Genomic DNA, 21939 nt, shown 5'->3' on the forward strand with positions numbered 1-21939 from the left:
AAACTTTAGGCTGGCGGCCCCACTTAGCTAGACTAGGCAGAGGCAGGGCGCGGCCTCAGTGAACCAGCCAGCGGCTATCCCCAAACTGTGAATGGTAACTACTGAGAATTTCAAATTCAATGATCTGTTGACGATTTATGATATAATATTTCCGGTGTTCAAATGTGGGAGGAAAATTATGAAAAGATCATTAGTTAGTTTACTGGCTGTATTTGTTTTGTCGGCCACGGTACTAGCTGGTTGTGATAAAGGATACGATCAGAATGGGGTTGAAAGATCAGACACAGAAGAAAGCGGAAATATAGCTGATAAAAAAGTTGGCGTGTGTATATATCAGTTTTCAGATTTGTTCATGAGTCTTTACCGTGAAGAACTTGGAAAGGCGCTGGTGGATTCAGGTTTTTCAAAGGATAACATAATGTTTTTTGATGGCTTCAATGATCCTGATCTTCAGATATCCCAGGTTCGAAGGATGATAGATGAAGGGGTAGATGTGCTGATAGTTAATCCTGTCAGCAGTGCATCAGCAGAGGCTATTACTGATATAGCTGTTGAGGCTGATGTACCACTGATCTATATCAACCGTGAACCAGCTGCAACAGATGAAGCCAGGTGGGAAGAGAATGAATGGGATGTGACCTATATCGGATGTGATGCCAGACAGTCTGGAATGTATCAGGGTGAGATCATTTCTGACCTTGGGATGAGTATAGTTGATACAAATGGCGACGGTGTGATCCAGTATATGATGATTGAGGGCGATCCGGAAAACATAGATTCACAGTTCCGCACGAAGTATTCAGTTGAGATGCTCTCAGATGCAGGATTCAAAATGGAATGTGTCAGTGATGAGATTGGCTATTTTCATAGAGATACAGCTAATCAGATAATGGGAAAAGCTCTTGCAGAAGGAAGTCATCTGGAAGTTGTTTTTTGTAATAATGATGCTATGGCCCTTGGAGTAATGGATGCACTGGGGAACTCTGACAAAAAGGCTGGCAAGGACATTTTTATTGTTGGTGTAGATGGCCTCGAGGAAGCATTGCAGAGAATCATTGATGGCGGACTTGCAGGAACAGTCTTTAATGATTATGCTCAGCAGGCTATATCTACAGCTGAGGCGGCTAAGAAGTTTGTGTCTGGTGAAAGTAATGATCACTATATTGCCTGCCGTTATATAAAAGTTACAGCAGAAAATGCTGATAAGATCTTAGAAGAAATAAAGGAATGATCATGGAAAATAGTTTAAACAAAAGCGTATATATCAAGTCAGTTATTGCCATTTTCATAATGGCTATCATAACTGCTATATTACAGGGAAATCCCTACACATCAGTAGAGGCAGGAGCGGACAGACAGCTTCAGATAGTTTTGTTTTTTGCCCTTGCACTCGGGTCAGTTGGACTTTGTTATAGAGAGTACCTTGCAGGAATCCTTACTACTGAAAAGAAGATTGTTTGGATCGTGTCCTTTGGTACACTTGTAAGGATGTTCTATGTTCTTTTTATGAATATATGGACCCTTCAGAATGACGGAGGAGTATTTACCGGATTTGGAACTCCTGACATTAATAATGGGCATATTGGTTATATCGAATACATTTATAAGTTCTTCCATTTGCCAGACATGGATCCATACGAGCACTTTGGATACTATCATCCACCGCTTCACCACATCATAGAAGCTGTGTGGCTTACTATTCAGAGAGTTATCGGAGTTCCTGAAGCACTTGCTTTTGAAAATCTTCAGGTTCCAACACTTATCTATTCAGCTCTTTGCATGGTCGTTATGCTCCATATCCTTGAAGAAAGCGGCGTCAAAGAAAAGTATCTTTTATATGGACTTATGCTCTTTGCTTTCCATCCTAGAATGATGGTACTTGCTGGATCAGTCAACAACGATATCCTGGCTCTTTTGCTTCTCCTTACAACTATCTGGAGAACTCTTGCATGGATCAGGAAAAAGAGCTACTTAAACATTATATTGATCGCACTTTCTCTTGGCTTTGGAATGCTCAGTAAGCTTAATACAGCTATCTGTGCTTTTTCGATAGCGCTTGTTTTCTTGTGCTACCTTATCTACTGTATCAAGGATGGAAACCTTATAGAGCTTAGAGATTGTCTCATTCAGTATGTGGTATTTGCAGTAATCGCAATCCCTATTGGACTTGCTTATATTGTTAGAAATATTCTGCTTTTTGGCGAGAAGCCTGGAATCCCATCACCAGCTCTTATTCCTAATGAGTCTGTGATGTTTACAGGTGATTACTCAGTTTGGTCAATTATCGGAATCCCATCTATCTGGGATCTCCACGTAGAATTCCCATTCCACCCATTAAGTGCCAAGGCTATCCACAATACATGGGTAATCCTTTTCCAGACAGGTCTTTTTGCTGAAGCATTTCCAACTGAGATAAATGACTATCTTCTTTCATTTGCTCAGATAGCTTATGTAGCATCAATTCTGCTTGCTACAGTTACAACTGTAGTCTTTATTGTTAGCTACTTCATTAAGCTCAGGCAGAATCAGAGCATGAGACTTAAGACGACATTTTTACTTTTTACATATATCTTTATGCTTGTTAGCTTTAGCCTGTATGTGTTCAAGTACCCATATACCTGCAGCAGTGATTTTAGGTACATGACTGCTTCACTGGTATTTACATCACTTGGATTTGTGGCAGTGAACGAAGGCTTTGATGGAATGTTTACCCGCTGGGTAAAATATATCACAAACTTCGCTATGGCCATGACGCTTGGTTGTTCCATGATTGTGTACATGTTCTGGGATCTGCACTAAGAATATACAGGGCATAAAGTTTTTATTTTAGTAGGAGATTTTCTGCCTCGGCCAGTAATACTTATTGATTTTATAACGCCTGCGTTATATAATGGAGAACGTCGTCGGGGTGTGGCTCAGTTGGTAGAGCACTATCTTAGGGAGGTAGGGGCCGCGTGTTCGAATCACGTCACTCCGATTAGAGAAGAGTCCGCTTTATGCGGGCTCACTTTTTCTTGTTTGTTCAAAACAGACGTAAACTGATTCTAGTAATTACGTCGGAAATCCATGTTTTGAGTATTTGAAGTAGCTTCTTAAGAGATGTTACGTCTCTAATGGCGTTTTGATGTTATTGACGTAGTGCATATATATGTGATTACGTCTGTTGAGGCAGTCTTGGATTGAAGACGTAGTGTTTGTAGGTACTTTTACGTCATTATGCTTAGAGTGTGGGGAATAGGCGTAAATAAAAATGAGATATTACGTCTATAATGCAAGTTAGAAATATCAGACGTAAGGGAGGAATAGGAATTACGTCTAAAATACAAATTTGAAATAGTAGACGTAAGGAAGGAACAGAAATTACGCCTGTATATAGAGATATTCATATTCTTGCGTAATTTGAAGCATATAAGAAATAAAAAAGAATCGAGGGAAACATTTGGTAGACTACAGAAAAGAACTAACGAAACAATTGGCTGAAATTAATCACTTAGCAAAAGAGGTGGATAAAAGACTCAAAAAATCGAAAGACCTAGAAGAGGGAAAACTTAGAGTTTGTTCTAGTCATGGCTATCCGCAATACCATTTCCGGGCAGTAGGAGATGAGAAGGAGATATATATTCCAGCAAGTGAAAAAGACAAGATTAAAGCATTAGTGCAAAGAGAGTATGATCAAAAGATTAAAAGAGAACTAGAGCAATCAAGTAAGAAACTTCAGAAATTCCTAACAAGCTATGATGTGAATAACATCGAGGCTATCTATGAGAAACTTCATGTGGGTCGCAAAAATCTAATAGATCCGATAATTCCAACAAAGGAAATGATAATTGAAAAATGGTACGCTGATCATCCAGGAGATAAGAATCCGTTTCAGAAGGATGCTACTGTTACAACTAAAAGAGGAGAACTAGTAAGATCCAAGTCAGAAAAGATAATTGCAGATATGTTCTATGACTATCAAATTCCTTATCAGTATGAACCGTGCATTGAATTGAATATAGATAATACGAGATATACTGGAGAATATAGCATGAAGTATTCCAAAAAGATTTATCCTGATTTTGCCATCTTGAATGTCAAAAATGGAAAAACAGTATATTGGGAACACTTAGGGCTGGTTGATGATGAAAGTTATGCGACAAAGAATTTTAGCAAGATTATTGAATATGAAAAGCATGGGATAATACTAGGAGATAACCTGATCATAACAATGGAAACAAGAGAAAAACCGCTAGATGTCAGGCTTGTGAAAATAAAGATAAAAGGTTTTCTTGAGTAATAGCATTCTATTTGATAGTTAGGGGGAAATTATCTAAATAACAATGAACAAAAATGTGATTTATATGCACTTCAATAGTGTAAATAATTTAAGCAGCTCATTTAAGCGGGCTCTTTTTTCTTGTTTGTTCAAAATAGACGTAAACTGATTCTAGTATTTACGTTTAAAATCCAAGTTTTCTTGAAAAGTTTGATAACAACTATTGACCATTAACAATTGTTATCTGATAAATGAGATGTAATGATAAATATTTTTTTTAGGAATTTATGGATAGAAGCATACGAGCACTGAAAATTATTCAGATGTGCTGTCATCAATTTTGCCTTCAAATATCGATAAAAAAAGTGAGCTAGTCAGACTTTAATAAAGTATCATTATTGCCGATATATAGAGAGAAGACCATAACTATGCCTGATACAAGATTTTATCAGTTTTGCCATAAGTGGAGGTGCTTTATGAGGATACAACAGAACACGGATGTACAAATTAATCCTTTCCCAAATCAGAATAATGCTGAGTCGACCGCTGGGGCAGCGAAGACTGCACATAAGAGTGGTAATATGTCCTCAGTATCCGGTGCCAATCTGAAGGGTAAAAGCCTTGTTCAGCAGAGGCAGGGCCTGGCCAGAAAGCAGGCACTGAAGGTGGTTTCCGATGCATTTGGTGGAGAAAAGAAGCTGGATGCACAGATGCAGTCTATTAAAGATGAGATAAAGCGCCTTCAGGACGAGATCAACGAGAAGACTGCGAACACGATGGAGAATGACGCCAAGTTAAAAGAACTTCAGGAAGAATATGGTATTGATCCTGATGGCGAAGAGAGCAAGGAACTCTCAAAATTGGCGTTTAAGATGAATAATTCCAAAGATGGATTATCGGATGAAGAAATCAGTAAAATGTCGGAGTATCAGCAGAAAGCACTTTACTATGTGGCTGCAAATCAGCAGAACTCTCTTGATATAGATAGAGCAAAAGCTCAGCAGATGGGAAATGTTCAGGGCTATGCAGATATGAAAAGAGAACGAGCCAAGTCACAGGATATGTTGAAAGCTCAGGATGAAGCTGAAGATATTATGGAAACAGCGGGCGAAGAGGCTATAGCTCTTTTGACGCAGGAAGCAGTTGAGCATGTAGATGAAGAGCAGAAAGAGCGCGAGGAAGAGGCCAAAGAGGCTGCCGAAAAGAAGAAAGAAGAGAAGAAGGAAGAAGCAAAGAAGCTCGAAAAAGAAGCTATGCAGCAGGAAATGATAGAGAATATCAAGGAACACGCTGCAGAGAGTAATAGGACCAGTGCTGATACCAAACGAGCCATTGCCAGAAGAGAACGTGCAGAAGCTGACAGTATGGGAGCAGAGGAAGCCCAGAGAACTATTATTTCTGAAGGTGCATCTATGGAAGATACGCAGAATGCTGTTAATACTGAGATTACTAATATTCTCAATAAGTTGAGCCTGCTTTCAAGTGATGTAAAGGGAAGCACTGTAGACAGTCAGATTTAAAAAGCTAGTTGTTGATCATGTACAAGGAGGTAGATGATTATGTAGAAATAATTGCAATTTATTGTTGGATGACAATAATGCTCGGAATTATATTAAACTTGCAAAAGAAAAAAATATTTTGTGTTCTATAAATGGAGTTATTCATACCTAAGACATTGATGTGAGAATGGTATGGGGAAGTCAATAGAAACTGTTTGACCAGTTGTTTGACCAAGAGGTCAGTCGGTGTTGTCAAACCTCCTTTCCATGCGGACTTTGAGATTTTTCAATCGTGTTCGAATCACGTCACTCCGATTGATTTAGGCCTGCTTTTATGTGGGCCTGTTTTATTTTCTTGTTTTTTCTAAACAGACGTAAGCTGAGTCTAGCATTTACGTCGGAAATCCAAGTTTTTGGTGTTAGAAGTAGCTTCTTGAAAGCAGGTACGTCTTGATGGACGGTTTGCACTTTATTGACGTAATGGCTATATAGTAGATTACGCCGAAAGATGTGAAATTTGTGTTGTGGACGTAATGTAGAGGCTGAAAATTACGTCTAAATAAGTGGATTTACATGATGGACGTAATGTAGAGACAGAGATTACGTCTAGTTAAGAAGCAATTGCCAGCAGACGTAACACGGTGGGATAATTTTACGTCTATTAAGCAAGTATTGGATAAGAGAAGTAAATTTGAGTTATTACACTACGTCAGTATATATAAATTTGCGTATTTGTGCGTAACACAAGCCTAAATATAAGCACAAATCCAGCATAATCCCACCCCCAAGCAGAGACTACAAGAAAAAATACAAGTCAATGAAGAAAGGAAAACAATTGATGGACGGAAAAGAGCATAGGTCATTGTCTTAATGTTTATACTTATTTAAGATAATTACTTAACTATAAATGGTAATATAAAAGTGATAAAAAATGATAATTGCAGGCCTTCCGTATATATCATTACAGGAGGAATTATATGAATAAAAGAGCAAAGAACCATTTATTATGCGAAAAGAAGCCCTATATCGCAGTTGTACTCAGCATCATTATTCCGTCGGCTTTTATAGCTGTAGGAGGATCATTAGGTCAAAAGATTTCTGAAGAAGGCGGAAATATAGGAATTTGCATTGCTGCGGCAATAATGATGATCATCTTTAAGGTTTGGTTTTCTCCAGAATTTAAAGGATTCGTGAAAGCGGAAACTTCGGCAAAAGACATTTGCATAATAATACTTCCGTTCATTGCTCTTCTTATATTTACATTGATCACGCCTTTGTGTATGGGAGTACCATTTTATTTCAATCCATCATTTAAAGCAATCACTATGGGGCTTTCTGCTGGATTCGGAGAAGAGACAATGTTCAGATTATTGGCTCTGGCACTTATCATGAGATATGTTAAGAGATCAAAAAGACTTGTTGCAGTGATCTTATTATCTGTGATCTTCGGCTTGATGCATTTAGGTAACATCTTAGAGGGGGCGGATATGCTTATGAGCCTGATACAGGTGATTCATGCAACTTTTTTGGGGCTTTTGTTTTCTGAATTGTTCTTAATGACTGGTAGCGTAATATTTCCAATATTTGCACACGGTTTGTTCGACTATATTTGTTTTGTAACGGATCCATACCTTTCCGCGGAAGGCATACTTACACAGCAGTATAACACGGGACGACTGGTGTATGACATTATAGTGGCTGCAATCATTGGTATATTCGCACTTTATTTGTTGAGCAAAAACAAGATGGCAAAAGCTTGTGAAATATGGGATAAGAAGTGGAACCAAGTATGAATGATACATTATACAAGCCCCAAAATCAGGGAATACAGATTCAGCTTCGTCGTTATAGGGATAGTTTGGCTATAAGTGGCGGGATGGTGATCATCATGTCAATATGGGATATCATCAAGCTATTTATTGTTTTTTTCCTGGGGGAAGATACAATTGCAAAACATATTGAAATAGCAATGAATCAAGGCGGCATCATGACTATTGGCACTGAATTTGAGAAGTTTGTGAAGATCATTTCGTGGATAGTAGTTCTTCTGATACTTTTTCTTTTTTGTGCTATAGCTTTTTTGTACCATCTGTACATTGGTTTAAATGCCTATAGAGTGGGACGACAGACTGCCAAAAAGTGTAACAGGCTTTATCTTGTGCTTTCTTTCCTTAGCGCAATATTTACTGGAATGTTGATAATATCGAATATTTTCTATTTTTTTAATTCCACAGATTCAAGCGGAAATATAGACTTGGCCTTTTTTATTATGGAAGTTACAGCGTTTGTTAATTACATATTGATTTTGTATGCGGCTTATAAAATCAGAAAACTTGAAAAGATAGAGTGGGGAACTAGATGACGATCTGGAAAAAAATAGAAAACATCATTTCGGCTGTTTCAATGATCCTCATAGGCATTGCATTGCTTGTTTTTGGCGAAAAAGCATATATGGCTATTATTGGGGTGTTTTCTTTAAGCTTGGAGATAAGGGGCATTCGTAAGCTTTGGTATTATTTCAGCATGGCTCGTTACATGGTAGGTGGACGGAATATTCTGTTTCTTGGGATCTTATACTTTGATTTTGGAGTATTAACCGGATCTCTTGTGTGGGTACCAAAAGTATATGTCCTTATGTACTTAGCAGGAACACTTGCGTTTTCAGGCATAGTGAACCTCATTGGTGCAAATGAGGCCAGAAGAATACAAAGCTCTTGGAAAATTAAGACTTTCCAGGGGCTGGTTAAGATCCTGGTTGCTGCTAGCTGCCTGATCTTTATGAGAAGTGGAGCGAGAGTTGTGAGTATTTGTGCAATAGGCTTCATTCTTTCAGCAGTCATAAGTATAGCTAATACTTTCCGCCGTCAACAGGTTATAACTATTGGTTAAACAGGAGAAAAAATGCAGGGAGATTTTCATTATTATGCTACATACTGCGCTGCATTGCTGGCTGGATACGATCATAAAAGCAGCCTTGATATATGTTATGGGGCCCAGTTAGTTGATCACTGTTCAAGGACTTGGCTGAAAAAGACAGGGGGACCATCAGCGGCAGCCACCACCCAGTTACAGGCAGAGCTATTACAGGCAAGAACAGACCAGATAGGTTTGTGCGATATAACAAGAATCTGGTCAGCTTTTCATTTTTTGCCTAAAGATCTATATGCAGATGTAGATAAGGGCTCAAAGAATTATAAAGATAAATACCGATTGATATGCGGGCCGAATGGCAATCTATTGGTGGATACAGTGAAAAATGCAAAGGGCAGGGGCTTGGAAGCTGCTGGAATTGCCATGCATGTTCTAGCTGATACCTGGGCTCATACATTTTTTGCAGGAACTCCTTCATTGGTAATAAATAACACAAACTGGTACTTTTATGAACTTTTTCCAGAGAATGGCTCAGAGCCAGAACGTAGACGGATCGAGTTTTCTCATAATCCAACTGCATCGGAGGACGTGGATAAACCAGTATACGTTAGTAGTGTATATCAGTCATATGAGAATTCAATTATGAATCTGGGGCATGGACGTGCCGGACATTTGCCCGATTATAGTTACATCAGATATGTTTATCTGCCGGCATGGGGAGACTACAAAGAAATTATCAAGGATAATCCACATGATTATGAGCATGCTTTTGCTCAGATGGTATATGCTCTGAGTTACCTCAATGGGGAGATAGATGTGTTTGAAAAAGATACTTATGCCTGGGACAATATTCAGCCACATCTTGATAGGATTCGCGGGATAATTGCAAAAAGACAGGTTTATGCTTCAGCTGACTGGAAGGCCCTGGGGGAAAGCATTTCCGGGGAAAAAATTCCGGATTTTGATATGGACGGATATGTCGATCTGTATCTGCTAGCCGGGGATAAGTCAGACACATATCTTGGTCGTTTCTTTGAAGCAGCTCTTTCACATAAAAAGATGATAGCTGGAAAGATAATGGAATCAGGCAATAAGCTTGTGGGTGTTTTATAGATGAGATAGGAGAAGGTAGTCAATGAGAGAAAACAAATGGAATATATTCAGAAGAACTACATCAGTGTTTCTTATGACCGCTCTGATACTCGTGTCTGTAGGATGTGGAGATGGCAGTGACGAGACAGAAGATGTTTCTGGAACACCTGGAGGAGGAAAGTGGGTTGATTCCGATGTGATCGGCGTGGTTGGGGCGGAAGACAACATACGGCTTCAGGACGACTTTGCTGCGGCTGCAAATAAAGACTATATTTTGTCTGCAGTTATAGATCCAGCTTATGAAGAGGCCAGTATAGTTCTTGATGCATCCAAGCTGATATACGAAAGATGTATGGCGATTGCCTCTGATGATACTATGACAGGTACCAATGCAGAAAAGTACAAGTCTTTGGTAAAGCTATACTCTGATTGGGATGAGAGAAATAAGCTTGGAGTAGAACCGCTTAAAAAATATATTTCAGACATACAAAGCATATCTTCTATAAGTGAACTTACAGATTATCAGGGAAGTCTTGAGAAAAATCCCTTTGGCCTTGGGCTATTGATACCGGATTCCATAGGACCGCAACTGCAGTTTCCGGACAAGAGTACACTAAACCTCAAGGCACCAGCTCTTTCTCTCGGATCTGCCTCTTCTTACGTGGAATATACAAGTAGCACATTAGCAGCCAAGGAAAGATGCGATGATGTAATTGGCTATTATCTTGGACGACTTGGTTTTTCTGAAAAAGAGATCAAAGACATCATAAAAGGCAATTACAGAATAGAGACATATATCGCCAGAAACAGTAATATGGATTATTTCGGCGTAAGAGAAATGTTTACACAGGCTCAAAATAACAGAGAAGGGATAGATGCCTTACAAGGGGGCTATCCGCTCTTACAGATATTAGATAGCAGAGGCTACTCCAGATGCAATAGTTTTTACGTGGATTATACATATCTTAAGTCTCTATCCGGGATTTATAGCGAAAAGAATCTTAAGGATATTAAGGCATTTCTTATAGTACATACCATTGATTCGATCAAGTATCTTCTTGATCGCGAATCATATGAAAAGATGGTTGCCCTTTATAACCCAAGCACCGGCAGCCAGGAGGGATTATCAGATGGCCAGTGCAGCGTCCTCTTTAGAAATGATATGAAAATCTGCGGATTTCTTCCATTGTTAGATACTTTATACCTGGAAAAATATTTTAAGGACAGCGAAAAGACAGATCGGGTAGAGGAATTTACTGGCGCGCTGATAAAGGTTTATTCACAAATACTTGATGAAGAAGACTGGATGTCAGAGGATACCAAAACTGCTGCAAAAGAAAAATTGCAAAATATGGCTCTGCACCTTGTAAAGCCTGATAATGTTGCTGATTATTCGGCAGCGGAGATAAGATCCTACGAGGAAGGAGGCAACCTTGTTGAGGCTGCAGCTGAGGGCAGGCGCATGTTGGAAGCTCACAGGGCTGCTATAAGTAAGAATCCAGACTGGGACAGATTTAAGTGGGATATCTATGATACAGGTAAAACTACTACCGAGGTTAACTGCGTATATTATACAGGAGAAAACGGCATCTATATAATGGCAGGTTACTTAGCCATGTGTGATGCGGCATTCGGAGAAGATGCATCACTTGAGCAGTTTGCTGGAATCGTAGGAACTACTATTGGCCATGAGATAACTCATGGATTTGATTCTAACGGAACAAAGTTTGATCTGTACGGACGTCAGTTCGATGAAAATATAATCCCTATCGACTGGATGGCGGTACAGGACAGGTCAAAGATGGATGAAAAAGCATCAAAGCTTGCCGGTTATTTTTCACTGGCAAGACCTATTCCTGGGATGCAGAAAGTAAATGGAAACAATATAAAAGATGAAGCCATAGCTGATATGGGAGGCATCAAGTCAGTTCTATATGTGGCAAGGGATTTACCTGATTTTGATTATGACGAGTTTTTCAGGGCCTTTGCAAGGCAATATGCACAGCAGACAACTAAGGAAAGCGAGCTTGGCACAATGAGAGGTGACGTACATCCTCTTCCTTTCCTCAGAATAAACATTATGCTCCAACAATATGATGAATTCATTGAAACCTATGATATTAAGCCGGGAGATGGAATGTACTTAAACCCGGAAAAAAGAGTCAATGTCTGGTGATGGCTTATCCAGATATATCCAGATAATAAACTTTCGTTTTTAAAGGAGACTAATTATGGGATCAGAGATTTCAAATGCAGCAATAAGGCTTGATAACATAATCAAAAGCTATGGTAAGCATGATGTACTAAAAGGTGTCACCATGCAGGTTAATAAAGGCGATATCTACGGCCTGATAGGTAAAAATGGCGCAGGAAAAACCACCATATTCAAGATGATTCTTGGATTGTCGGAATACACTTCCGGCACTGTTTCCATAGATGGCTCAAAGAATCGAAAAGAGCTGTTTGAAGGCAGGTCAAAGGTTGGATTTTTTGTGGGATCCAATTTCTACGGATACCTTTCAGGACGAGCAAATCTTGAATACTATGCAGCTGCAAAGGGGCTCAAAGGAAAAGCTCTAAAGCAGGAAGTGGACCGTGTTCTCAAGGTTGTAGGTCTTACAGACGGCAAGGAGAATCAGAAAGCCAAGGGATATTCCCTTGGAATGAAACAGCGTCTTGGAATAGGAAATGCGATCCTTGGAAATCCTGACATTCTAATTCTTGACGAACCGACCAACGGCCTGGATCCTCAGGGTATAGCTGATATCCGGCATATGATACGCAGGTTCAGGGATGAGTTTGGTATGACAGTCATAGTGTCAAGCCATATTCTTGGTGAACTGGAGAATACTGCGGATCGTTTCGGTATAGTACACAACGGAGTTATAGCAAAAGAGATAACACAGGATGACCTTTCTGCAAAGCGCCCTGAAGTAGAACTGACAGTTTCTGCAGGTAATCTGGAAAGAGCCAAAAGTATTCTTAAAGAAAATGGTATTGATATCCTGAAAGAAGGAAAAGAAAAAGTTACTTTGGAAGACTATTACTTTGAACTCATTGGAGGATCAGCAGAATGAGAAATTTGTTAAGAGCAGATTTGAAACGTATCTTTCGAGTTGGCCTTATCTATGCAGGTCTTTTGCTTGCGCTGATCTATATCTCATATACAGTACTTGAAGGCGTTGTAAATGATGGCTCGATCGGACTGATAAATGGTGTGCAAAAATCACTTAGCGGAGCGCCTATGGCTCTTTTTATAGTCTTTCCCACATTCTATGCTGTTTTTGCACATGAGTTGTCTTCAAAATCCATGCAGACTGTGCTTGGTCATGGTATAACCAGGGATAAACTCATAATTGCCAAGCTCCTTGATGCCGCCATCGTACTTCTTTGCCTGTATCTGGTCATAATTACAGTGGCTCTTATTGTAATAAATACAGGATCAGCAATCGTACTAAGCCCGCAGCAACAGGTGAATCTTATTATATTTATCCTTCTGAGGTGGCTTAGACATTTTGGATACATTGTCTTTTCTGCAATGATCATGTACATCTCTGGCTCGACAGTCCTTGGTATCATTGCATGTATTGCATTTACGGTTGTGTTTAAACTGGTGTTTAACATAGTAGAATTTTTTTCTTCACTTTCGTTATATGACTATACCTTTGACGGTATGCTTGATTGGGCATATACCGGAATAGAAGTGGGAGCAGCCCCCTGGCAGCTTCTGCCTGCAGCCTGTTATCTTTTGGCAGCCCTGGCAATCACCACTTATTTTTTCCGGAGAAAGGAGTTTGACTTTTGAAAAATCTAATTTTTGCAGATGTGAAAAGAATCCTGAGAAAACCGTCATATTGGATCGTGCTTGGAATTTGCCTCCTTATTTCACTCTTATGGACTATTCAATCAAAGGGCGATGGGCTCAGCGGACTTTCATTTGCTTCTAATCAGGGAACAGCTATAAAAACAATGAATCTGTTTATTGGAATTGCCATATATGTGAGTGTATATGCTGATGAGTTCACGTCAAATTCTATGCAGTGCCTCATTGGAAGAGGAATTTCCAGAAGGAGGCTTTTGATTGCCAAGTTCATTAATTGTGTGATCGTAACCTTTATTTCATATGGAATCTATACTCTTTTCATCACCATTGTAGGTCTGGGAATGGGCGCGAAGATGAATGCCTCAGAAAGTAGCTTTTTATATAGTTCAATACTGGTCAATGCCTTTACAGTTCTGGGCTATGCAACAATATCCATGATCATTCTTTTCTGGAGCAAGAATGTTGCCTATGCAACACTGGTGGATGCATTCCTGCTTTTTGCAGGAGATACGCTGTTGAGCGGCCTGAATGTTATTCCAGTGATCAACCTTTTGCATATAGACAGGCATATTTTTGCACATGCCCTGGAGTGTGCAAAGGTAGACTTGCTGCTTACCGGTGGCACGGCAATCTTTACACTGCTTTGGCATGTCGCAAAGATCTGCACTATTTCCATTATTTTGGCATATCTGCTCTTTAGGAAAAAAGAGCTGGATTTCTGATATGATTCATTCAGGAGAATACCAATGTTAAAAAAGTATATTGAATTCATGAAAAGATCTCCGCTGATAACTGCTGCGCTCTGCATAGTATATGTGGTTGTGTGCTTTAAAGCGGTGCCTGGAGAGTCGAATTTTCAGTTCTTTATAATAAGGACCATGCTTTGCGGAGCAGTGTGCTTTTTCTTGTACCAGATATCAGGAGATAAGACACTGACATCCTGCTATGTTTCCACTGGATATGTCATTGTGAATTCCATAGGATTTCTGGTGATGTCCCTGATCATGGGTTCAGTTTTGCTGATCTCTGGTATAGAAGATCAGGTTCCACTGAAAGATAACCCGGTATTGGAAATTATCATCGTGTTTCTTATGTTCATGTCTGTGGGCCTTTTTGAAGAACTTGCTTTCAGGGCAGTTATAAACGATGCGATAATCTATAAGTTCAGGGAAAAGAAATATGTCTTTGCCCTAAGTGCTGTAGTATCTTCAGTAGTATTCGGAGCAGCACATATTGTGGGAGAATTCGATGCCACGTCCTCTATCGCATGGGGACAGGCTGTAGCCAAAACCTTGGAATCAGGCGTTTTTGGACTGGCCCTTCTTATACTGTATTGGAAGACCAGAAATATATGGGCCTGCGGTGTGACACATGGATTATTTGACTTTTTGGCTGGTTATACAGAAGGATTATTTGTTCCGGTGAATAATTCAGGTTCATCGTATATCAATACCGGTGAAGACGGAGTACAGATCCTTATTACATACTTTGTGATCGCTGCAATAAATACAGTCCTGACGTTTATTGTATGGAAGAAGGTTGGTAAGACTATCGACTTTGAAAAAATAAGGCGAGAGTGGTAGGGAATATCCAAAGATAATGTCTTTTAAAGAATAAGACCGCAGTTATGCGGTCTTTTTTATATCCTACTATGTACTCTGTCCACGAAGAACCATATTCCCACTAGTATCAAGATCGATACTATGAAGAGATGAGACGAGGTTATCTGGAATTTGGAGGTAGATTCAGATTTTGGAACACCGTCCTGGTAGAGGATGAGGCAATTTGCGATGGAATTGGCTTCAATGGTTATGGTGTCAGCTTCTTTATCTATGTCATTAAGTAGTGTACAAACTCCTTTGTTATTGGCAAGTACGTAGTACTCTCTGTTTTCTTTTCTGAGATATAATGGAACATCAAACTGGAACTCCACTGGTTCTTTTAACGAATCAACGCTGCTGTCTGAGTCTCCAATAGCCTTGGTGGAACGGGCATCAAAGAAAACTCCTTCACTTACCTTTCCAATCTCTTTTTCTATATTTGCAATTGCAACTTCAAATTGAGAAGAAACTTCAGCGGATGGAATCTCATCAGACATAACAAAAGTAAAGCTGACTTCTGCGTTTGAACCTTCATCGATGTAAGAAAGCTCTTTTGCCGTGAAACAGGAGTCAACTAATTGTTTATAGTCGCCAGCTCGTATGGCTGGGGGAGAAATTTCGGTTGTGCTTGCGGTGTTAAAGATGACTGTAACGGTACCTTCACCGCGTGAGATCTGAGTAGACTCGTGCATGAGACCTCCCGAAAATACTGAGTAAGACGCTCTTTTTTGTAAATTAATGATACTATAAAAGCTCATTTTCTTTGCTTAAAAAAGTGTAAAGAAAAAATAAGTTTTCTTTTTATAATTTGGTGATTTAGTGTACAATAAGATTAGTGTGGTAGTATAACGTAACCAATAGACTAGAAAATAGGAATACAACATGAATCCCGACTTTATCTTTGGTAAAAACGCATATTATTACAATCGAGAGGTAGAGGCAGAAAATATCTTACGCCTCATCAACTATGGAGCCCAGTATGAAGACAATGGGCTTATCATTCTGACTCAGGACAAGCACTGTGTCTATGCCAATAAACGTGCATTTTCAATGTTACATTCAGAAGATGATCTTGATATGCTTTACAAGATTTTTTTGGATTGGATGAAAGATATTGGCGTTGCCTGGGATACTCCCACGTGGAGCAGGATCTATAAGGTTGATGACAAGGAGAGACTCTTTAGAGTCAGATATCGTCAGCTCTTGGACGAAGAGAGTATACCTGCAGGTCATGTTTATATAATCCAGAATCTTTCTGATGTTATAGAAAATGGAATGGGCGAACAGTACAGACTCACTCATGATGAGCTTACCCATCTTTACAACAAAGAGGGATTTTTCCAGGAGACCAGAAAGCTACTTAATGCTAATCCTGACAAAGACTTCCTTCTTATCTATTCCAATATCAAGGATTTCAAGCTCATCAATCAGCTTTTTGGCCTTGAAAAAGGTAATGCCATCCTGATGCACATTGGTGAACTTCTTGCACAGCGAGTTATGGACGATGACGTCTATGGCAGGATCAATGGAGATCACTTTGCGCTTGTTATGCCAAAGGAAAGGTTCAGTGATAAAGAGTTTTCGCTGGCTGTAAATGAGCTTGCTGGGCGAATCATCAGTACATCTTATTCTATTCACATTCAGATCGGTATCTATGAGATTGTTGATCCGGGGATGGATATTTCTTTTATGTGCGACAGAGCCTACATGGCATGTAAGTCTATCAAAAGAGATAACGCATGCGAGATTGCGTGGTATAGCGATGATATGCTTGTTAATGCTCTTTTGGAAAAAGAGATCCTTTCAAGCTTTGATTTTGCACTCTTTGATCAGCAGTTTGGAATATACCTGCAGCCTCAGATAAGAGCAAATGGGGAAGTGTATGGAGCAGAGGCCCTTGCAAGGTGGCTTCACCCAGAAAATGGAGTAATAGAGCCGGAAGTCTTTATCAAGGTTCTTGAAAAGGCAGATCTTATCTATAAGCTTGATAAGTATGTATGGGAACTTGCGGCAAGGCAGCTTGCGGCCTGGAAGGGAACTAAATGGAGTAAGATGTCTCTTTCAGTTAATGTCTCTCCAAAGGATCTTTATTATCTGGATATCAAAAAAGAATTTACAAGTCTCATTGAGAAATACAAGATAGATCCACTACATCTTAACATCGAGCTTACAGAGACAGCTGTAACATCTGATGTCAACAAGTGTGCAAAGCTTATAGCAGAACTTAGACAGAGCGGCTTTATTGTTGAGATCGATGATTTCGGAAGCGGATATTCATCTCTTAATATGTTAAAAGATATAAATGCAGATGTCCTCAAGATCGATATGGGATTCTTAAGAAGGACTGACAACCATGAGAGAGCTATGGTCATACTCAGATATACTATAGATATGGCCTATGAACTTGGCATGGGAGTCATCACAGAAGGCGTAGAAACTAAGGAACAGTTTGAGAAGCTTATCGAGATGGGATGCGAGATGTTTCAGGGCTTTTATTTTGATGAGCCAATGCCTGTAGAAATGTTTGAAAAGAAATATAAAAGATAGTACTATAAGTACGTTGCTAACAATATATTCACGTGGAGGAAAAGTGATGGATAAAAAGTTTGGGATTAAAGAAGTTGTTGCTATGGGTATAGGAACTGCTCTGTTTGTAGTACTTACAAACGTTCAGATTCCTGTTTTTTTCGTTCCTAACACATCTCTTCAGCCTAGAATGGCAGTTCTTGCATTCTTCGCAGCTGTATTTGGCCCTATCGTTGGTGGTGTAGTTGGTCTTCTTGGTCACGCACTTGGCGATGCTCTATTTTATGGCGGAGTATGGTGGAGCTGGGTATTCCCAGAAGGTGTTGTAGGAATTGCTGTTGGTTTCTTTGCAGCTAAGTACGCTGTTAAAGAAGGCGGCTTCAACACAAAGAGCTGTATTCTTTTCAATGTCGTTCAGATTGTTGCAAATGCAGTAGCTTGGATGATTGTTGCGCCAGTTCTTGATATTCTTGTTTATTCAGAGCCAGCCAACAAGGTATTTGCACAGGGTGCAGTTGCATTCGTTTGCAATATTGTTATAATTGGTATTCTCGGATCAATTCTTCTTACAGTTTACTCAAAGGTAGCTGGAAAATCATCTGATCTGAAGGCGGAGGATTAATAGGTTGGTTAGTAGTGCTCCAATCATTGAGTTTTCAGACGTTACATTCAAGTATAGGTCCCAGCAGGAACCTACGCTGAAAAATATCAATTTAAAAATTTACCCAGGCGAGAAGATCCTGATTGCAGGACAGTCTGGTTCAGGTAAATCTACATTGGCACATTGCTTAAACGCTCTTATCCCTTGTTCTTATGCAGGGGATATGAGCGGAACACTCCGAGTTGATGGGCGGGAGCCCAAGAAGCTCGGAGTTTTTGGCATGTCCCAAATTGTTGGTACTGTTCTTCAGGACACAGACGGACAGTTTATTGCCTTAAGCGTTGCAGAAGATATAGCATTTGCTCTTGAAAATGACAATATGCCTCAGGAGCAGATGTTTGAAAAAGTAGCAAATGTAGCACAGCAACTTGAACTTACAAACTTTTTAGGAAATGCCCCAGGAGCTCTTTCCGGCGGTCAGAAGCAGAGAGTATCCCTTGGCGGCGTTATGGCATGTGATGTTAAGGTTTTGCTTTTTGATGAACCGCTTGCAAACCTTGATCCAGCCACTGGAAAAAGAACTATCGCACTTATTGACGATATTCTTAAACAGGAAGATCTGACTGTTATCATCATTGAGCATAGACTTGAAGATGTACTCTACAAGGATATAGACAGAGTAATATTGATGGGAGGCGGACAGATAGTTGCAGATATGCATCCGGATGAACTCCTTTCATCGAATCTTTTGCTGGAGAATGGTATCAGAGAGCCATTGTATGTGGCAGCTCTGAAGGCAGCAGGAGCCAAGATAGATCCAGCTGATCATCCTCAGCATATTGAGACTATGAATATTGAGCCATACAAGAAGATAGTCAAAGACTGGTTCCACAGTATTTCTATGGACAGAAAAGAGACTACTTCTGATGTGCTTTTGAAAGTAGATGGACTTAAGTTCAGATATGATGAAGCAAGGACTATCATAAATGACGTCAGCTTTGAGATAAAGCGGGGCGAGATGGTTTCTCTTGTGGGCAAAAATGGTGCAGGTAAATCAACACTTGCTTCTCTTATCTGCGGATTTGTTGATCCTGATGAAGGTCATATTTATTTTGATGGCGAGGATCTCTCTCAGTATTCCATCAAGGAAAGAGGAGAGAAGATAGGCTATTGCCTCCAGAGTCCAAATCAGATGATCTCTAAGCCTATGATCTATGACGAAGTGGCTTTGGGACTTACAGTGCGCGGTGTTCCAGAAGACAAGGTCAAAGAAAAGGTAAACGAGATCCTTAAGATCTGCGGTCTTTACCCATTCAGAAACTGGCCTGTATCAGCTCTTTCTTTCGGACAGAAAAAGAGAGTGTCTATTGCTTCGATACTTGTGCTTGATCCACAGCTCATTATCCTTGATGAGCCTACTGCCGGTCAGGACTATGAACACTATACTGAGATCATGGAATTTTTACATGAGTTAAAAGAAAAGCTTGGGATCACTATTATGATGATCACTCACGATATGCATCTGATGCTGGAGTACACAGACAGAGCTCTTGTGCTTACAGATGGTCAGCTCATTATGGATGCTGCTCCAGAAGAAGTGCTTACCAATGATGAGGTTTGCAACAGAGCATATCTTAAGAGAACATCTCTTTATGACCTTGCGCAGAAATGTGATATCAGCGATGCTGGAGAATTTGTGGCGCGCTTTATTGACAGTGAGAAATCCAAATAATTATTTATAGATTGGTTTTGTTTTATGAGTAGAATGATTTCGTACGAAAAAAAGGATACGCCGATACATAAGCTAAGTGGCTTTACCAAGCTTGTGTTCTTTTTGCTGTGGTGCCTTACCAGTGCACTTACTTTTGATACCAGAATACTTCTTTTGATGATCCTGATGGGAGGTATCATCTATGTGATATCTGGAACTAAGTGGAAACAGGTAAGCGGCGTTTTTATTGCTATCATGTTCTTTATGGTGATAAATCTCACATGTATCTTTTTCTTTGCACCATACCAGGGATGCGAGATATATGGCACAAGACATGAGATAGCGCACCTCTTTGGACCATATACACTTACCAAGGAACAGCTCTTTTATGAGTTCAATGTATTTATCAAGTACTTCACAGTAATACCTGCTGTGTTCATTTTCCTTGTTACTACAGATCCAAGTGAGCTGGCATCATCTCTTAATGGAGTTGGCGTTCCATATATGATCGCGTATTCTCTTGAGATTGCCCTTAGGTATATTCCTGATGTTCAGGATGAATTCCACAGGATCAGAAATGCCCAGGAAGCAAGAGGCATTGAGATGAGTTCCAAGGGCAAGATGTTGTCAAGGATCAAGAATACAGCTGTTATCATCTTTCCACTTCTTTTTTCAACAATGGAGAGAATTGACGTTGTCAGCAACGCCATGGAGCTAAGAGGCTTTGGCAAAAAGAAAAAGAGAAGCTGGTATTCACGTAGAAAGCTCATGACACCTGATTATGTTGTTATCGCATTTGTCATAGTTTTCTTTGCGGTAACTATGATCATTACTTTCCATGATGGAAATCGTTTCTATAATCCATTCGCTTGAGTTTTAGGAGGAACATGGCTTTTTATTATGCGCCAATGGAGGGTATAACTCTTTATCCTCTTCGAAATATTCATAAAGACATGTTTGGCAAAGAAATGGACAAGTATTTTACACCATTTCTTACAGCTGCCAAGAATTATCATTTCAAAAAACGTGAACAAAGAGACGTGCTTCCTGAGTACAGCACGTCTTTTTGTGATGTATCAAATGAGATAGTGCCTCAGCTTATGGCTAATCAGGCAGAAATCTTCATATGGGCTGCCAAGAAGATCAGTGCTCTTGGGTACAATGAGATAAACCTCAATATGGGATGCCCTGCAGCTACTGTTGTTAACAGACATAAAGGCTCAGGACTTTTAGAAGATCCTGATATTTTGGACAGGATGCTCTATGATATCTTTGATACTGTGGATAAAGAAAATCTAGGATTTAAGGTATCGCTAAAGACAAGACTTGGACTTATGGATGTATCTGAAACACCAAGACTTATGGAGGTGTTGGCTTCTTACCCAGCAAGCGAACTTACTATTCATGCAAGAGTTAGAAGCGACTTTTATAAAGGCGAGCCAAGACTTGATACATTTTGTCAGGCGGTCAGGATCTACAGAGAAAATGGTGGTAAGGCTGATATCTGCTACAATGGCAGTATTTCTACAGTTTCAGATTACACCAGGATAAAAGAGTATCTGGATAAAGAACTACCTGATGTGGATATTTCCTACATGATAGGCAGAGGTCTTGTGGAAAACCCTGCTCTTGTAAGAGAAATTTGTGGAGGAGAACCTCTAGGTGCTAAGGAATTAAAAGATTATTTGGACAAGCTGTACGCTGGATATGAAGGCTATATTCCGGAAGAGAGAAATGTGATCTTTAAGATGCTTGAACACTGGGCATTTTTGCATGTTCACTTTAAGGATTGTGATAAGCAGCTTAAGGCTATTCGCAAGGCTCGTAGCAAAGGAGAATATCTGGCTGCAGTCAATAATATTTTTTCTAGCTGTGAGTTTACATAATGGACCTTGTGTATTAAAATTTTCTATGTTCAGTTCTATGTGGTATGGCATAAATATATGAACAGGAGTGA

The 21939-nt window shown here is 39.7% G+C and carries 19 protein-coding genes and 1 tRNA gene; 19 read left to right on the forward strand and 1 reads right to left on the reverse strand.

Annotated elements, in window-relative coordinates; translation table 11 throughout:
• The first annotated feature begins 178 nt into the window (after positions 1–178).
• The 14 genes from BUA02_RS04025 to BUA02_RS04090 all read left to right on the forward strand — a co-directional run bounded on the left by BUA02_RS04025 (position 179) and on the right by BUA02_RS04090 (position 15126).
• Positions 179–1231 carry a substrate-binding domain-containing protein gene (locus tag BUA02_RS04025; protein ID WP_072701256.1) on the forward strand — a complete coding sequence of 351 codons (1053 nt, stop codon included), beginning with the start codon at positions 179–181 and terminating at the stop codon, positions 1229–1231.
• A 2-nt stretch (positions 1232–1233) separates the two neighbouring features.
• On the forward strand, positions 1234–2799 hold the full coding sequence (locus tag BUA02_RS04030) for a glycosyltransferase family 39 protein (RefSeq protein ID WP_178297603.1): 1566 nt from the start codon (positions 1234–1236) through the stop codon (positions 2797–2799).
• Between the two features lie 105 nt (positions 2800–2904).
• Positions 2905–2977: transfer RNA gene (locus BUA02_RS04035), tRNA-Pro, on the forward strand.
• A gap of 462 nt (positions 2978–3439) precedes the next feature.
• The gene (locus BUA02_RS04040; protein WP_072701260.1) at positions 3440–4279 is read left to right on the forward strand and encodes a hypothetical protein; all 840 of its coding nucleotides are present in this window, start codon (positions 3440–3442) and stop codon (positions 4277–4279) included.
• A gap of 455 nt (positions 4280–4734) precedes the next feature.
• On the forward strand, positions 4735–5778 hold the full coding sequence (locus BUA02_RS04045) for a hypothetical protein (protein WP_072701262.1): 1044 nt from the start codon (positions 4735–4737) through the stop codon (positions 5776–5778).
• A 956-nt stretch (positions 5779–6734) separates the two neighbouring features.
• Positions 6735–7550, forward strand: coding sequence for a CPBP family intramembrane glutamic endopeptidase (locus tag BUA02_RS04050; protein WP_072701264.1), 816 nt, complete (start codon positions 6735–6737; stop codon positions 7548–7550).
• Entirely contained in the window at positions 7547–8119 is a 573-nt protein-coding gene (locus tag BUA02_RS04055) for a hypothetical protein (protein WP_072701266.1), read from the forward strand. The genes BUA02_RS04050 and BUA02_RS04055 overlap by 4 nt, the downstream gene beginning before the upstream one ends.
• Positions 8116–8646 (forward strand): DUF308 domain-containing protein, encoded by a 531-nt coding sequence (locus tag BUA02_RS04060; protein WP_071175542.1) that lies wholly within the window; start codon positions 8116–8118, stop codon positions 8644–8646. The genes BUA02_RS04055 and BUA02_RS04060 overlap by 4 nt, the downstream gene beginning before the upstream one ends.
• A gap of 12 nt (positions 8647–8658) precedes the next feature.
• The gene (locus tag BUA02_RS04065; RefSeq protein ID WP_072701268.1) at positions 8659–9741 is read left to right on the forward strand and encodes a DUF6765 family protein; all 1083 of its coding nucleotides are present in this window, start codon (positions 8659–8661) and stop codon (positions 9739–9741) included.
• 22 nt (positions 9742–9763) lie between these two features.
• Entirely contained in the window at positions 9764–11896 is a 2133-nt protein-coding gene (locus BUA02_RS04070; protein ID WP_072701270.1) for a M13 family metallopeptidase, read from the forward strand.
• 55 nt (positions 11897–11951) lie between these two features.
• Positions 11952–12797 carry an ABC transporter ATP-binding protein gene (locus tag BUA02_RS04075; protein ID WP_072701272.1) on the forward strand — a complete coding sequence of 282 codons (846 nt, stop codon included), beginning with the start codon at positions 11952–11954 and terminating at the stop codon, positions 12795–12797.
• A complete protein-coding gene (locus BUA02_RS04080) occupies positions 12794–13525 on the forward strand; it encodes an ABC transporter permease subunit (protein WP_071175546.1) in 732 nt (243 codons plus the stop codon). Before BUA02_RS04075 ends, BUA02_RS04080 begins: the two co-directional genes overlap by 4 nt.
• On the forward strand, positions 13522–14265 hold the full coding sequence (locus BUA02_RS04085; protein ID WP_072701274.1) for an ABC transporter permease: 744 nt from the start codon (positions 13522–13524) through the stop codon (positions 14263–14265). The genes BUA02_RS04080 and BUA02_RS04085 overlap by 4 nt, the downstream gene beginning before the upstream one ends.
• Positions 14266–14289: 24 nt before the next feature.
• Positions 14290–15126 (forward strand): CPBP family intramembrane glutamic endopeptidase, encoded by an 837-nt coding sequence (locus BUA02_RS04090; protein ID WP_072701276.1) that lies wholly within the window; start codon positions 14290–14292, stop codon positions 15124–15126.
• A 56-nt stretch (positions 15127–15182) separates the two neighbouring features.
• Here the strand turns inward: BUA02_RS04090 and BUA02_RS04095 are convergent, their stop codons facing one another.
• On the reverse strand, positions 15183–15836 hold the full coding sequence (locus BUA02_RS04095) for a hypothetical protein (protein ID WP_072701278.1): 654 nt from the start codon (positions 15834–15836) through the stop codon (positions 15183–15185).
• A gap of 190 nt (positions 15837–16026) precedes the next feature.
• Here BUA02_RS04095 and BUA02_RS04100 point away from each other — a divergent pair, with 190 nt between their 5' ends.
• From BUA02_RS04100 to BUA02_RS04120, 5 genes are read left to right on the forward strand one after another with little or no spacing between them, the layout of a single operon-like run.
• The gene (locus BUA02_RS04100) at positions 16027–17691 is read left to right on the forward strand and encodes a putative bifunctional diguanylate cyclase/phosphodiesterase (RefSeq protein WP_072701280.1); all 1665 of its coding nucleotides are present in this window, start codon (positions 16027–16029) and stop codon (positions 17689–17691) included.
• Positions 17692–17737: 46 nt separating this feature from the next.
• Positions 17738–18292 (forward strand): ECF-type riboflavin transporter substrate-binding protein, encoded by a 555-nt coding sequence (locus BUA02_RS04105; RefSeq protein WP_072701282.1) that lies wholly within the window; start codon positions 17738–17740, stop codon positions 18290–18292.
• A gap of 4 nt (positions 18293–18296) precedes the next feature.
• Entirely contained in the window at positions 18297–20003 is a 1707-nt protein-coding gene (locus BUA02_RS04110; RefSeq protein WP_072701284.1) for an ABC transporter ATP-binding protein, read from the forward strand.
• A 33-nt stretch (positions 20004–20036) separates the two neighbouring features.
• Positions 20037–20855 carry an energy-coupling factor transporter transmembrane component T family protein gene (locus BUA02_RS04115; RefSeq protein ID WP_330393319.1) on the forward strand — a complete coding sequence of 273 codons (819 nt, stop codon included), beginning with the start codon at positions 20037–20039 and terminating at the stop codon, positions 20853–20855.
• Between the two features lie 14 nt (positions 20856–20869).
• A complete protein-coding gene (locus BUA02_RS04120) occupies positions 20870–21868 on the forward strand; it encodes a tRNA dihydrouridine synthase (RefSeq protein ID WP_072701288.1) in 999 nt (332 codons plus the stop codon).
• Positions 21869–21939: the final 71 nt, after the last annotated feature.

It is taken from the genome of Butyrivibrio hungatei DSM 14810 (assembly GCF_900143205.1).
Classification (GTDB): Bacteria; Bacillota; Clostridia; order Lachnospirales; family Lachnospiraceae; genus Butyrivibrio; species Butyrivibrio hungatei.